This window comes from Arthrobacter sp. AZCC_0090, from assembly GCF_014207375.1.
Classification (GTDB): domain Bacteria; phylum Actinomycetota; class Actinomycetes; order Actinomycetales; family Micrococcaceae; genus Arthrobacter.
In genome coordinates, this window is sequence record NZ_JACHEE010000007.1 from 155,547 (window position 1) to 168,937 (window position 13,391).

Annotated in this window: 12 protein-coding genes and 1 riboswitch; of the genes, 6 read left to right on the top strand and 6 right to left on the bottom strand. The window is 64.7% G+C overall.

The window, feature by feature from the left end; genetic code table 11:
• Nucleotides 1–137, bottom strand: a riboswitch (TPP riboswitch).
• Nucleotides 138–332: 195 nt separating this feature from the next.
• Nucleotides 333–1,124 carry an NUDIX domain-containing protein gene (locus tag HNP00_RS13010; RefSeq protein ID WP_260404954.1) on the top strand — a complete coding sequence of 264 codons (792 nt, stop codon included), beginning with the start codon at nt 333–335 and terminating at the stop codon, nt 1,122–1,124.
• A 60-nt stretch (nt 1,125–1,184) separates the two neighbouring features.
• Complete coding sequence (locus HNP00_RS13015) at nt 1,185–1,445, top strand: DUF4235 domain-containing protein (protein ID WP_184739711.1); 261 nt, start codon at nt 1,185–1,187, stop codon at nt 1,443–1,445.
• Here HNP00_RS13015 and mnhG read toward each other — a convergent pair.
• Genes mnhG through HNP00_RS13045 form a run of 6 tightly spaced genes read right to left on the bottom strand, consistent with a single transcriptional unit; the run spans nt 1,442 to nt 7,939 of the window.
• Nucleotides 1,442–1,912, bottom strand: coding sequence for a monovalent cation/H(+) antiporter subunit G (gene mnhG / locus HNP00_RS13020; protein WP_184739713.1), 471 nt, complete (start codon nt 1,910–1,912; stop codon nt 1,442–1,444). The genes HNP00_RS13015 and mnhG overlap by 4 nt on opposite strands.
• Entirely contained in the window at nt 1,902–2,180 is a 279-nt protein-coding gene (locus HNP00_RS13025) for a monovalent cation/H+ antiporter complex subunit F (RefSeq protein WP_184739716.1), read from the bottom strand. The genes mnhG and HNP00_RS13025 overlap by 11 nt, the downstream gene beginning before the upstream one ends.
• Nucleotides 2,177–2,743, bottom strand: a complete 567-nt coding sequence (locus HNP00_RS13030; protein WP_184739718.1) for a Na+/H+ antiporter subunit E — start codon at nt 2,741–2,743, stop codon at nt 2,177–2,179. Before HNP00_RS13030 ends, HNP00_RS13025 begins: the two co-directional genes overlap by 4 nt.
• Complete coding sequence (locus tag HNP00_RS13035; RefSeq protein ID WP_184739720.1) at nt 2,740–4,395, bottom strand: Na+/H+ antiporter subunit D; 1,656 nt, start codon at nt 4,393–4,395, stop codon at nt 2,740–2,742. Before HNP00_RS13035 ends, HNP00_RS13030 begins: the two co-directional genes overlap by 4 nt.
• Nucleotides 4,392–4,847 (bottom strand): Na(+)/H(+) antiporter subunit C, encoded by a 456-nt coding sequence (locus HNP00_RS13040; RefSeq protein ID WP_184739722.1) that lies wholly within the window; start codon nt 4,845–4,847, stop codon nt 4,392–4,394. Before HNP00_RS13040 ends, HNP00_RS13035 begins: the two co-directional genes overlap by 4 nt.
• Nucleotides 4,844–7,939 carry a Na+/H+ antiporter subunit A gene (locus tag HNP00_RS13045; protein ID WP_184739724.1) on the bottom strand — a complete coding sequence of 1,032 codons (3,096 nt, stop codon included), beginning with the start codon at nt 7,937–7,939 and terminating at the stop codon, nt 4,844–4,846. Before HNP00_RS13045 ends, HNP00_RS13040 begins: the two co-directional genes overlap by 4 nt.
• A 191-nt stretch (nt 7,940–8,130) precedes the next feature.
• Here HNP00_RS13045 and HNP00_RS13050 point away from each other — a divergent pair, with 191 nt between their 5' ends.
• The 4 genes from HNP00_RS13050 to HNP00_RS13065 all read left to right on the top strand — a co-directional run bounded on the left by HNP00_RS13050 (nt 8,131) and on the right by HNP00_RS13065 (nt 13,386).
• Nucleotides 8,131–9,534 (top strand): MFS transporter, encoded by a 1,404-nt coding sequence (locus tag HNP00_RS13050; RefSeq protein WP_184739726.1) that lies wholly within the window; start codon nt 8,131–8,133, stop codon nt 9,532–9,534.
• Between the two features lie 241 nt (nt 9,535–9,775).
• The gene (locus HNP00_RS13055; RefSeq protein WP_184739728.1) at nt 9,776–10,957 is read left to right on the top strand and encodes an ROK family transcriptional regulator; all 1,182 of its coding nucleotides are present in this window, start codon (nt 9,776–9,778) and stop codon (nt 10,955–10,957) included.
• Between the two features lie 64 nt (nt 10,958–11,021).
• The gene (locus tag HNP00_RS13060) at nt 11,022–12,551 is read left to right on the top strand and encodes a glycoside hydrolase family 3 protein (RefSeq protein ID WP_184739730.1); all 1,530 of its coding nucleotides are present in this window, start codon (nt 11,022–11,024) and stop codon (nt 12,549–12,551) included.
• Between the two features lie 46 nt (nt 12,552–12,597).
• The gene (locus tag HNP00_RS13065; RefSeq protein ID WP_184739732.1) at nt 12,598–13,386 is read left to right on the top strand and encodes a glucosamine-6-phosphate deaminase; all 789 of its coding nucleotides are present in this window, start codon (nt 12,598–12,600) and stop codon (nt 13,384–13,386) included.
• Nucleotides 13,387–13,391 lie beyond the last annotated feature (5 nt).

Sequence of the window (13,391 nt, forward strand, 5' to 3'; positions counted from 1 at the left end):
CACTATGAGAACTCGACTCCCTTGCGCCGGTACTAGCCGGATCAGGTTCGAGGGTCTGCGGTTGTCCGCACTCTCAGCGCCCGTCCTCCGTGCCGCATTGCTGCGAGCCCGACGGCGGCGCTCCCCTGTCGTTATCAATCCACCCTTTTGGGCGTGGTTCAGTTTACACCTTGGCAGGGTTGTCAGGACGGTCACAAAAGTCGGAAAACGAAGGATTCTGCTGGATCATTCGTGGTCTCAGGGCACGCAGGCCTGCGGTGGCGCGGACGGGCGCCGGAACTGGGAGAATGATCCAGCAGAATCCATCGCAGCAAGCTGGCAAAGGAGCGGTCTTGGCAGGCATAGGCGAAGCGAACAGCACCACGGTGTCCGAACCAAGGCTCGCCGCGAGCGTGATCCTGGTCCGCGACGCTCCCCTTCCCGGGAGCACTGACGGTCCGGCCCGCCCTGACGCTTCGGCCGGCCCTGACGCTTCCGCCGGTCCTGACGGCCGGGTGGCTTCCGAAGGTGCCCCAAGCGGCCTGGAAGTGTTCGTCCAGCACCGGGTGTCCACGATGGATTTCGCCGCGGGCATGGTCGTTTTCCCCGGGGGCCGGGTGGACAACGTGGACAGCACCGGCTGGGACTTCGCGGACGACGTCGTCGAGCGGCACGCGGCCGCATGGCACCGGAGCAGCATCGCCGTCGAGCCCGCATCGGCCCGGCATAACGCCGGCCGGGTGCTGGCGGCGGCGCAACGTGAGGTGTCCGAAGAGGCCGGGCTAAAGCTCGACGCCGGAACCCTTCGCCCGTGGGCCAACTGGGTCACTCCGGAGGACCAGCCCAAGCGCTTCGACACGTACTTCTACGTTGCCTGCCCTTCAGCGGGGGCCGAGCCACAGCACCAGACTACGGAGGCATCGTCATCACTGTGGATGCCGGTCCGCGGAATTCTTGATGCCGAGGCCGCGGGGACCCTCAAGCTGATGCCGCCCACCTTGGTCCTGCTGGATGAGCTGCTCGCTCTCGGCACGGTGGAGGCTGTGTTGGCTGAAGAGCGTGACATCTTTCCCGTGCGGCCGGAGCCCGGGGCCTTGAAGGAGTTCTTCCGGCTCAGGCGCCAACCCCCGTCCGTTGCTCCGTAACTGTCCTGAAGTGGGGTTAGGCTGGGGATGGTCCTGTTTCCTCCCGCAAGGAGTCCCGGAATGAACCTGCTCTTCAAACTGCTCGGTACCGGTGTGAGCATCGGCGCAGGAATCGTCGGCAGCAAGCTCGTCAACGCGCTGTGGGAAAAGTCCACCGGCAACAAGCCTCCGAAGGGCCACGACGACATGGAAGCGAGCCTGCGCTCAGCCCTGACCTTCGCTCTGATTTCGGCCACCGTCAGCACCGTCATCCAGGTTCTCGCCAGCCGCAGCACTCAGCGCGCCATCTCGCGCTTCTCGAAGACGCAGGACATCGTCTAGGCCGACGGGCCGCCATTCCCTGTGGTGCCACCCGTGTGCCCGCCGTTTCGGCTGTGCGGCACGTCCGAGCCTGCTTCTTCAGCTTTCTCGGCTGCCCGCTCACCAGCCGCACGTAGCACCACGGCCTCGAGTTCGTCTGTGCTGAGCAACTCGGGGTGGAGGTGCTTCGTCCTGTAGCCTGCGCGGCCCACCATGTGTGCGGACACGGGCACCGTCAGCAGTTGGAAAATCCAGGCGACCGCCAGGATCGGCCAAACCCACCATTCGCGCATCTGCAGCCCGATCGCTGCCAAGACAAGGAACAGTCCCAACACTTGCGGCTTGGTAGCTGCGTGCATGCGGCTCATGAGGTCCGGGAAGCGCAACAGTCCGATTGCCGCGCCCAACGACATCAGCGCACCCGCTATCAGCAGCACTGCGGTGACGGCGTCGATCACGGCATCCACTCCGGTGGCGTTAGGAGTCATTGACCTGTCCCCTCCGGTCGGCCACGAAGCGGGCCACCGTCACCGATCCGACAAACCCGATCAACGTCAGCGCCACGAGCAGCACGAGGTTGTTGAGGTGCCTGTTGACGGCCATGTCGATGGACAGCGCCGCGCCCAGAATGGCCAGGAGCACGTCGGAGGCGAGCACGCGGTCCAACAGTGACGGCCCGACGGCGATCCTGTAGATCGCGCCAGCCGCCGCGAGGCTCAGAATCACCGCCGCAACGATCAGCACGATGTCTTTCATGAGCTGGCTCCCCTCGTTGCAGACAAGCCTTCGGCCTGGAGCGCGTCCACTTCCGCTCGTGTGCCCATGATCCGTATCAGCGAGGCCTCGGTGTCCTGGACTTCCCGGCGGAGCTTGGCGGTGTCTGAATCGTTGCGGACATTGAGCCCGTGGATGTAAAGGGTAGACGTCGAGCGGTCCACCTCAACCACCAGCGAACCCGGGATCAGCGAAATCACGTGGCCCGTGGCTGTGACCATGAGGTCGGAATGGCTACGTAGTGGGACAGCGACGACTGCGTTGGTCACCGAAGGCCCGCGGAAGATCGCTAGGTACATGACCTGGAAGCTCGCGGCCACCACTTTGCCGAGGAACACCACGGCGAAAGGAATAGCACGCAGCAGGTTGAACCGTCCGCTGAGTTCCACGGGAGGCAAGTAGAAGATCCTGGCCACCACCACCGCGATCAGGGCACCGAATACGAGGTTGCCCGGGCTGAAGTCCCGCCAGAGGGCACCCCAGACGACCACTAGCCAGACCAGCAGCGGCAGCTCGGTGCGGAACGAAATCCGCTTGCGACTCACTTTCCACCTCCTTGCGCTGGCGCGGCCGGCAAAGCCTTGCCTGCTGGCGAGGCCGGCAGAGCCCCGCCTGCCGGAACGCCCGCTGGCGCGTCACCGTGCGGCGCGGCGATTCCCGGCATCGGAGCATTCTCGCCAAGCACCGAGCGGATATATGCCGTGCGGTCCAGCATCTGTTCCGCGGAGTTGCCTGCCAATTGGAACAGCGGACCCGCAAAGACGGTCAGCGCCACACCAAAAACCACAAGCGCGGCGGTTGGCCCCACCATGGTCCGTGGGAGCAGACCGATGCCTGCCGTGTTCTTCAGGACGGGGTCCGGGTACTCGGCATCCTCGGGTTTCCGCCAGAATGCGCGGTTCCAAACACGGGCGACCGCCAACAGGGTCAGGAGGCTGGTGACCACTGCTCCCACCACCAAGGTAAGGGCCAAAGGCGTACCCAGGGCAATGCCGGCCTGCAAGAGCCCGAGCTTTCCCAGGAACCCCGAGAACGGCGGAATTCCGGCGAGGTTCACGGCCGGAATGAAGAACAAGAGCGCAAGGAGCGGGGACAATTTGGCGAGCCCACCCAGCCGGTCCATCGAAGAGCTCCCACCGCGGCGCTCGATCAAGCCCGTCACAAGGAACAGGCTCGTTTGGACGGTGATGTGGTGGGCCACGTAGAACACGGCGGCCGCGAGCCCCGCGATGGAGGACATGGCCAGGCCGAACACCATGTACCCGATGTGGCTGACCAAGGTGAAGGAAAGCAGACGTTTAATGTCGCTCTGGGCTATGGCGCCGAGGATACCCACCAGCATGGTCAGCAGCGCCACCACCATCAACGGGGTGTTCAAGGAGTCCCCTGGAAACAGAAGCGTCTCAGTGCGGACCATGGCGTAAACACCCACTTTGGTGAGTAAGCCGGCGAACACGGCCGTGACCGGTGCGGGGGCTGTCGGATACGAGTCAGGCAGCCAGAAGGACAGCGGGAACACGGCGGCCTTGATACCGAACGCCACCAGCAGCATGACGTGGAGCAAGTTCTTGGTGCCCGGATCCAATTCGGCGAGCTTGATGGCGAGGTCCGCCATGGTGATGGTTCCGGTAGCCCCGTAAATCATCGCAATGGCGATGAGGAACAACACCGAGGACACCACTGACACCACCACGTAGGTGACCCCGGCGCGGATGCGCGGACCGGTCCCACCCAGTGTCATGAGCACGTAGCTCGCCGTCAGCAGGATCTCGAAGCCCACGTACAAGTTGAAGAGGTCACCTGTGAGGAAGGCGTTGGAGACACCGGCCACCAAGATCAAGTAGGTCGGGTGGAAGATCGACACCGGTGCCTCGCGGTCGCCGTCGGCCATGCCTTGGCCGGTGGCGTAGATCAGCACGGCGAGGCTGATGACGGAGGAAACCACCAACATGAGCGAGGAAAACTGGTCCACCACCATCACCACGCCCCACGGCGGTTGCCAGCCACCCAGGGTGACCGACGCCGTGCCGGTGGTCCAGACCGAGGCAAGGAGCCAGCATTCCAGGAGCAGGGTCAGGGACAACAGGCCGATGCTGACGACGCGCTGCGCCAGCGGGTTCCTGTTCAGCGCGAATGTCAGCGCGGCACCGAGGATGGGAAGTACGACGGCGAGCGGCGCCAGGCTGGCGATGTTCACTCGGGGCCTCCTTCCTTGGCTGCTTCGGTGACTGCGGTGACCGGGAATTCGGATGTTTCTTCAGGAACCACGGAATCGTCCTCGGCGTCGAAGCTGGGAGTCTTGGCCACACGGCGGTCTTCGGCGTCATCCTGGATATCGTCTTGGCGTGCCAACGCCCAGGTCCGGTAGATGATGCCGAGCATGAATGCAGTCACCGCGAAGGAAATCACGATCGACGTCAGGATCAAGGCTTGTGGCAAGGGATCGTTGTAGTCGCGCGGATCCGTCGATTTGTTGAAGAGTGGAGCAAGTCCGGCATATCCGCCCGTGGACAGGATCAGCAGGTTGGTAGCGTTGGCCAGGAGCATGAGTCCCAGCAGCACTCGGGTCAGGCTGCGTTCCAGGATCAAATAGATTCCGCAGGCAAACAGCACGCCCATGACGATCAACAGGGTCAGGTTGACGCTCATGGTGTCCCCTTCGCTAGCGGACTCGCAGTCGCCGTCGCCGTAGCAGTCCGGGCGGCCGTGGTAGCGGAGGCTTCGGGCCGGGTTGCCCCGTGACCCCTTGTCTCTCCGCTGGCGGTCTCCTCGAAGTGTTCGTCGATCTCGGCCCCCAAACTTCGCAACACGTCCAATGCCAGTCCCACCACCACGAGATACACGCCAATGTCGAAGATCGTGGACGTGACGAATTTGATGTCACCGAACAGCGGCAGCCAGAACCCGATGATGGCGGTTTGGAACACCTGGCCGCCCAGAAGCAACGGCACGAAGCCCGCCGCGGCCGCCGTCGCCAGACCGGTTCCCAGCAGCATGCCGGCGCTGATCGGCGCGGCTTCGCGCAACTCGAAGCGTCCTCCGGCCAGGTAACGGATGGTCAGGGCGAGCCCAGCCGTGAGTCCACCGGCGAAGCCGCCGCCCGGAAGGTTGTGTCCTGCGAGAAGCAGGTAAACCGAGAAGACGATCATCGAGTGGAAAATCAGCCGAGTGACCACCTCGAAGATGATGGACCGGCGTTCGGGTGCCAAGGTGCGGCCAGCCACTAGCCAAGGGTCCGTCAGCGAGCCGGCGAACTTGCGCACGAGTGCCAGCGAGGCGTCCTCGCGCGAATTGCCCCCGACGGCGGTGCGTCTTCCCACCGTGCCTTCGGGCACCGTGGCCGCCTTGTTGATGCGCTCACCGCGGCTGCGGACAAAGATCAGGCTGGCGACGCCAGTGGCGGCAACGGCGAGCACCGAGATCTCGCCGAAGGTATCCCACGCCCGGATGTCCACGAGCGTCACGTTGACGACGTTGAGGCCGCCGCCACCTTCATAGGCGAGCCGAGGGAATGAGAGGGACACAGGCTCCGCGATCCGGGCTCCCATGGCGTAGATCGCCACGAAGATCATGGTGACGCCGAACGCCACACCGATAATGACGCGCACTACCCGGTATTTGCCGCCGGTACGGTCCCGGAGCTCCGGAGGGAGGCTGCGCATCGCCAGGACAAAGGCCACCAGGATGATGGTCTCTACGAGCATTTGGGTCAGGGCGAGGTCCGGGGCTCCCTGCAGGGCGAACATCAAGGCGATGCCATAGCCGGTGACGGACACCATCAGCACGGCGAGGAAGCGCTTATTGGCACGAACGGCGGCGAGGGCGCCAACAACGATCCCGGCCGCGGCGATGAGCTGGAGCGGCGAGTTCGGATCCACGAGGTAGAGGCCGCCCGGAAGCGGCTTGTTGGCCACAATCAGCGCAGTCAAGGGCACGGCGAAAGCCACTGTGAGGATGACTGCAAGGTAAAAGTACAGGGAGCCGCGCTGCGTGCGCCCCGTGACCCACACGGCGACGTCGTCCAGGGCGCCGATGGTGCGCTGGTAAGCGCGATCGCCGTCCACCCAGTCCGGGATACGGCCCTGCGCCCGCGACACAAAGTTTCGGCCGTAGAACATCACCACGCCGGCCGCGAACGTCACGGCGGTCAGGCCCAACGCGGGCGTCAACCCGTGCCACAGCGCGAGGTGGCTTGCAGCGGCAAGGCTGGCACCGGCGTCGTGATCGGCGGCACTATTAAAAGCGGCCGCATACGGCTGGATCCACGAGTCAACGGGATCCGGCCACAGGCCGTACACGATGGTGAGGACGCTCAAGATGGCCGGCGCCGCCAAGAATGATGGCTGGATGGCCTTGAACGGCGTCCGTTGGACGCCCGGCTTCGTGGCGAACGCACCCCACATGAAGCGGGCGCTGTAAGCGAACGTGAGGATGGACCCCAGGACCAAGCCGACGAGGAGAACGAGCCCCCACGGTTGCGACGCAGAACCCGTGCCGTAGTGGACGAACGCTTCGAACACCGATTCCTTGGCCACGAAGCCTGCCAGCGGCGGTATTCCGGCCATGGATGCAGCGGCGATGCCTGCCACGATGGCAAGTGCCCGCGAGGACTGGTACACCCCGGAGAGTTTGCGGATATCGCGCGTGCCGGATTGATGGTCGATGATTCCCACCACCAGGAACAACGCGGCTTTGAAGAGGCCGTGAGCCAGCAGGAGCGCGAGTCCGGCCAGTGCGGCGTCGGGCCGACCGAGGCCCACCACCATGGTGAGGAATCCGAGCTGGCTGACTGTGCCATAGGCGAGGATGAGCTTGATGTCGGTCTGCCGGAGTGCCCTGTAGCCGCCCACCAGCATGGTGGCCACGCCCAGTCCGAGCACCAGAGGCAGCCAGTAGGGGTTTTCACTGAACCCCGGCGCCATGCGGGCGACGATGTAGATCCCGGCCTTCACCATGGCTGCTGCGTGCAGGTAGGCGCTCACCGGAGTGGGGGCCGCCATGGCGCCCGGGAGCCAGAAGTGGAAAGGGACCAGCGCCGATTTGGTAATCGCCCCTACCAGGATGAGTACGACGGCGGCAGAAACCGCGCCCTGCCCGGGTCCCGTGACGAAAGTGGCTGCTTGGGCCATGATCGCCGAAATCCGGTATGTTCCGGCTGTCTGGCCCAGAATGATGAGGCCAACGAGCATGGCCAAGCCACCAGCGGTGGTGACCATGAGGGCCTGCAAAGCCGAGCGCCGGGCGGAAAGGCGAGTGCGCGCGTAGCCGATCAGCAGATAGGACAGGACGGTGGTGAGCTCCCAGAAGATGAACATCATCAGAAGATCGTCCGCGGTCACCAAGCCGAACATTGCGCCGGCGAAGGCAAGCAGTTGGGCCCCGAACCCGCCCAGATCGGCATCCTTGTTCTTGAAGTATCGGGCGCAATAGACCAAGACCAGCGCGCCAACGCCAAGAACCAGCAAGGACATCACCCAGGCCAGGACGTCCATGCGAAAGGCGAACTCAAGCTTGAGGTTTGGAATCCATGGGAGGGTTTCTTCGATGAAGCCGCCGGTGGGGTCCCCGCCGGAGCCCGAAAGGTTCCGGCCGGGATAGATCCGGTCATACTGCAAAAGCAGCCAGACAAAGGCACCCGCTGGAACCGCCGCGAGGACGTAGAAGGCATTCCGCTGGAGTTTCCGGAAGATCCAGGGCGCTACAGTTGCCGCTGCAAAGGTCACGGCAAGAACTGTGATCACTGGAATCTCCGCAAAGTCAGGAATGAATTGTCAAAAGTTGGAGCAGGCGGTCAAACGTTGGGTTCGGTGCAGGTAGTTTATCAACCGCATGTGACAAACAATGTCGGCATCAAAGGTGTATAGGCGTGCGGTTCGATGCGGGCCGGCTCCACGTCCCAAAACTGTCACTTCTGGCGGTTACCATTCAGACCATGAACATGGCAACAGCGCCTGAGGCCCCGCACCCGGCATCAGAGCTTGCTTCCGGGCCCGCCGCGTCGAACAAGGGACAGATTCTTGCCTGGGCCTCATGGGATTGGGGTTCCGCGGCCTTTAACGCCGTCATGACCACCTTCGTGTTCACCGTCTACCTGACGTCCAAAGCCTTCGGCGGTGAAGACTCTGCATCGGCGGCGTTGGGGGCCGCCTTGGCGATTGCCGGCGTCGCGATTGCGGTCCTGGCACCCGTCACCGGCCAGCGATCCGACTCCGGTGGCAGCCGCAAACTGTGGCTGGGGGTCAACACTGCCCTTGTCGCAGTCCTCACCGGCTTGTGCTTCTTCGTCTTCCCGAAGCCCGAGTTCCTTCTTCTGGGTGTCTCGTTGATCGCGCTCGGCAATGTGTATTTCGAGTTCGCGGGCGTCAATTACAACGCCATGCTGGCCCAGATCTCCACCCCCGCCAATATCGGAAAAGTGAGTGGCTTCGGCTGGGGAATGGGGTATTTGGGCGGAATCGTGGCGCTGCTCGCGGTGCTGCAGCTTTTCGTCCAACCGTCTTTTGAGTGGTTCGGAGCTTCCACGCAGGACAGCCTGAACATCAGGCTGGTGGCTGTCTTCTCCGCGCTCTGGTTCTTCATCTTCGCGTTACCGGTCCTCTTCGCGGTGCCAGAGCTTTCCGTCAAGAAACCGGAGTCCCGGCTCGGGTTCCTCGCTTCGTACGGTTTGTTGGCCCGCCGGATCACGGCCATCTATCGAACCAGTCCGCACACTATCTATTTCCTGCTCGCGAGCGCCATCTTTCGCGACGGCCTCGCGGCGGTCTTCACCTTTGGCGGAGTCATTGCTGCAGGGACCTTTGGATTCGAACTCAAGCAAGTCATCTTCTTCGCGATTTTCGGAAATGTGGTGGCCGCAGTCGGCGCCATGATCGGCGGATTCCTGGACGACAGGATCGGCCCCAAGGCTGTCATCGTCATTTCCCTGCTGGGACTCCTGGTAGCCGGCACGGCCATCCTGGTGCTTGGAAATGGCGACTACGTGTTCTTCGGAACCCACTGGGCAGGCAGCACCACTTTCTGGGTGTTCGGCTTGTTCCTCTGCCTGTTCGTCGGACCAGCCCAGGCTTCCTCCCGCGCGTACCTCGCGAGGCTGGCGCCGAATGGCGAATCCGGCGAATTGTTCGGACTCTACGCTACGACCGGCAGGGCAGTGAGCTTCCTGGCACCGGCGCTCTTTACGCTGTGCATCACCCTGGCGACGCCCCTGGTGGCCCCCGGCGGAGCCCAACGCTGGGGCATTCTTGGCATCATGGTGGTGCTCCTGGCCGGCCTGTTGGTGATCCTGCCCGTCAAATCACCCAGCAAGACGGAAATCGCCGTGGTTCCCGTTCGCTGAGCGGTGCCGGCTGGGTGAAGCACGGCCGTGCCGGCGGGTTAGGCAAGGTGGGGGCCGACGGGGTGCAGAGCCGCCGGGCCGGCACCAGCGCCTGTGCTTCGCACCCGAAAAGGACTGGCGCACCCGGTCTTCCGGGGGCGTGGGTCCTTAGCGGGTGCCTACGTCATCAATGGGTGCCTTGAATCCACGCAATCTGCCGAAACCCTTGATCTTTGATTGTTAGTAGAGTTTACTAACTCACATGGAAGCCCTTCGTGACCGCCCTGGCACCGATCGCCCTGGCACCGATCGCCACCGCAGTGATCGAACAGGCGCAGCGACCCTGCCGTCCGATGGACGTGCCCACAACCTCTCCTTGGTACGGCAAACGCTGCACTCGGCAGGTGCGATGAGCCGCGCGGACCTGTCCAGAACCCTGGGTCTGACCCGCGTCACGGTATCGGACCTCGTATCCGACCTCTTAGAGCGCGGCCACGTGGTGGAACTGGGCCAGTCGGATGAAGTCCGCCCCGGCAAACCGGCCATCCTGGTGGACATCAACCGCCAAGGCCTCCAAGTGATCGGCATGGATCTGGCCGAAAATTCCGTGCTGCGTGCCGCCGTCCTGGACCTTGACGGCAACATCCTCGAACGGGTGGAACGCAACATCGCTTCGGAAACCGGGCAGGACGTCGTCAGCCAGGTCCTCGAACTCGCTTCTGAAGCAGCAGGACGCGCAACCGCCACGCTACTCGGCATCGGCGTCGGAACTCCCGGCATCGTCAACGCGGACGGCGTGGTCACCACGGCACCCAACTTCGAATGGAAGGACGTCCCGCTACGCGATCTCCTCCAGGAGCAGACTGGCCTGCCGACCCTCGTCTCCAACGACGCCGATGCCGCGGTCCACGCGGATTACACCTTCGGCGGCGGCAGTGACCACATGGTCCTCGTGAAAATCGGCCGCGGCGTCGGATCGGGTCTCATCGTGGGCGGCCGGCGTACCAGAGGCGCCCACTCCGCGGCAGGCGAAATCGGCCACGTCACGGTCGGCACCGACGGCGGGACCATGTGCAAGTGCGGGAAGACCGGCTGCCTCGAAACGTGGATGTCCGTCCCCAACCTCGAACGCGCACTGGCCGAGGCATCGGCGAGCGCCGAACCGGAGGCCGCGGCCGGTGTCGTACTCCGGGAAGCAGGCGAGCGGCTCGCCATCGCCCTCGCGCCCGTGGTCGGCGCCCTCGACTTGGCTGAAGTGGTCCTCAGTGGACCCAGGGAGCTCTTGGAGGGCCCCCTTCTCGACGCCGTCCGGCAGACCCTGCTTGAGCGGCTACTGCATCAGGACCCCTCACCGGTGTCCGTCCGTCTCGCGGCAGACGCACAGGACATTGTCCTGCGCGGAGCCGCCGTGATGGTCCTGTGGAACCAGCTGGGTGTGGCCTGAGCGCCGCACATAGCCGTTTCCAGCCCTGACTACCTAATAAGCATCCCTGAAGAAGGAGCCGGACATGGACACGATTCAGTCCCCCGCTACTCAGTCCTTTGCCACCGCGCCCGCCCGCGAACACCTCCGCCGATTGGCGGCAGGTACCCTCATGCCCGGATTTACGGGCATCGCCGTCCCCGTCTGGATCCTGGACGCGTACGACGCCGGGCTGGCGGCTGTGTGCCTCTACGGCACCAACGTGGCATCCCGTGTGCAGCTGCGCGAACTCTGCGCCGGACTCCGCGCGCATTCCCCGAACACCCTCATCGCCGTCGATGAAGAGGGAGGCGACGTCACGCGTCTTCACTACCTCACGGGCTCACCGCAGCCCGGCAACGCAGTGCTCGGGCGGTTGGACGACGTCGAACTGACCGCCGCCAGCGCGAGCGCCATCGGCCACGAACTCGCGGGCCTGGGCATCAACCTCAACCTGGCTCCGGATGCCGACGTCAATTCCGCTCCGGACAATCCCGTCATCGGTGTGCGCAGCTTCGGTGCCGAACCGGATTTGGTAGCCCGGCATACTGCCGCTTGGATCCGTGGACTTGAAGATGCCGGTGTGGCCTCCTGTGCCAAGCACTTCCCGGGCCACGGCGACACCACCACTGATTCACACCTGGCCCTCCCTCGGGTAACGGCCAATGCCGCCACACTGGATGCCCGCGAACTGGTCCCGTTCCGCGCGCTCGTTGCTGCCGGCGGTGCCACCGTCATGACCAGCCACATCCTGGTTGAGGCCTTGGACCCGGACCACCCTGCAACCTTCTCCTCGCGCATCCTCCAGGACTTGCTCCGCCGGGACATGGGCTTCAACGGCGTCATCATCACGGATGCCTTGGACATGGCCGGGGCATCCGCCCAGACAGGCGTTCCGGAAGCGGCGGTCCGTGCTCTCATGGCCGGAGCAGACCTGCTGTGCCTGGGCTCGGAAACAGGCCCGGCCCTCTTCGAACAGACGCTCAACGCGATCGCCGATGCCGTTGACGAGGGACGCCTGCCCTTGGAGCGGCTGGCCGATGCTGCTGCCCGCACGTCGGCGCTGTCCTCGCGTTTCCCCGCCGCGGGTGCCGCGGAGATCCAAGAAGCCGCCATCAGAGGCCAACTGGGACTGCAGGGCGAGCCGCAGCTATCCGGCATGCTCGCTGACCAGCAGGCGCTTGACGGCGTGCGCATCGCCGAGGCCTTCGAGGTATCCGAGGCAGCCGAAAAATGGCTTGCGCGGAAGGAGCCCGTGGCCATCGTGCAGGTTGAGACCGGGGCGAATTTCGCCGTCGGCCGCGTGCCATGGGGTCCCGCTTCCGCGACTGAGGCAGTGGTCAGCGAAGGCGAGGTGCCCGACGGCGCCCGGGTCGCCGTCGTCGGGCGCGGGCTGGATGCCGAGCACCCGCTCTGGACCGTTTTTGCCCGTTTGAGGGCGGAAGGGCACGCGGTGATCGCCGTCGAGTGCGGCTGGCCGCGCGGCGGTGCGGACATCGTCACCTATGGTGCGTCCCTCACGGTCTCCCAGGCCCTGACGTCCCTGCTGCTGAACGGCAATACCAAGGCCTCCTAAACCGGCCCCTAGCACTGAAGCACTATCCCATCCACAGGAAGCAGCCATGGAAGTCATTGTCACGCCCACCCAGGAATCTGCCGCTTCGGCTGCTGCCCACGCCGTCCTCTCGGGGCTTCCCGCGGGCAAGCGGCCAGTGCTGGGCCTGGCCACTGGTTCGTCCCCGCTGGGCCTATACGCGGAGCTCGCAGCCGCCGCGGCCGCTGGGCGCGTGGATTTTTCGGCCGCCACGGGTTTCGCCTTGGATGAATACGTCGGACTCCCGGCGGGGCATCCCCAGTCCTACCGCCAGGTGTTGATCCGTGAGGTCTGCGAGGTCATCGGGCTTCCCTTGGCGGGGCTGAACGTTCCGGACGGCACCGGTGCCACGCAAGCGGCGCTTGAGGCTGGCGCGGCCGCATATGATGCCGCGATCCGTGCCGCCGGCGGCGTCGACGTGCAAATCCTGGGCATCGGCGCCAACGGCCATGTGGGATTCAACGAGCCTGGATCCTCGTTGTCGTCGCGGACCCGGCTGAAGAGACTGACGGCCCGCACTCGGCGGGACAACGCCAGGTTCTTCGACCACGACGGCGACGTCCCCACTCACTGCATCACCCAGGGATTGGGGACCGTGCTGGATGCGCGCCAACTGGTGCTCATCGCCACGGGTGCCGCGAAGGCCGCCGCGATCGCTGCCGCCGTCGAGGGCCCCCTGACGGCTTCGTGCCCCGGATCTATCCTGCAGTGGCACGCCGACGCCGTGGTGGTGCTCGATGAGGCTGCCGCCGCCGGACTCGCCAACCGGGAATACTACGACGACGCCGCGCGCGGACTCGCTTTGACCCCCTGGTAAGGGGC

What these genes read in the sequence shown, in the direction of transcription:
- HNP00_RS13015 (WP_184739711.1), top strand. Translation starts at nt 1,185, where the DNA reads ATGAACCTGCTCTTCAAACTGCTCGGTACCGGTGTGAGCATCGGCGCA.
- mnhG (WP_184739713.1), bottom strand. Translation starts at nt 1,912, where the DNA reads ATGACTCCTAACGCCACCGGAGTGGATGCCGTGATCGACGCCGTCACC.
- HNP00_RS13025 (WP_184739716.1), bottom strand. Translation starts at nt 2,180, where the DNA reads ATGAAAGACATCGTGCTGATCGTTGCGGCGGTGATTCTGAGCCTCGCG.
- HNP00_RS13040 (WP_184739722.1), bottom strand. Translation starts at nt 4,847, where the DNA reads ATGAGCGTCAACCTGACCCTGTTGATCGTCATGGGCGTGCTGTTTGCC.
- HNP00_RS13050 (WP_184739726.1), top strand. Translation starts at nt 8,131, where the DNA reads ATGAACATGGCAACAGCGCCTGAGGCCCCGCACCCGGCATCAGAGCTT.
- HNP00_RS13055 (WP_184739728.1), top strand. Translation starts at nt 9,776, where the DNA reads ATGGAAGCCCTTCGTGACCGCCCTGGCACCGATCGCCCTGGCACCGAT.
- HNP00_RS13060 (WP_184739730.1), top strand. Translation starts at nt 11,022, where the DNA reads ATGGACACGATTCAGTCCCCCGCTACTCAGTCCTTTGCCACCGCGCCC.
- HNP00_RS13065 (WP_184739732.1), top strand. Translation starts at nt 12,598, where the DNA reads ATGGAAGTCATTGTCACGCCCACCCAGGAATCTGCCGCTTCGGCTGCT.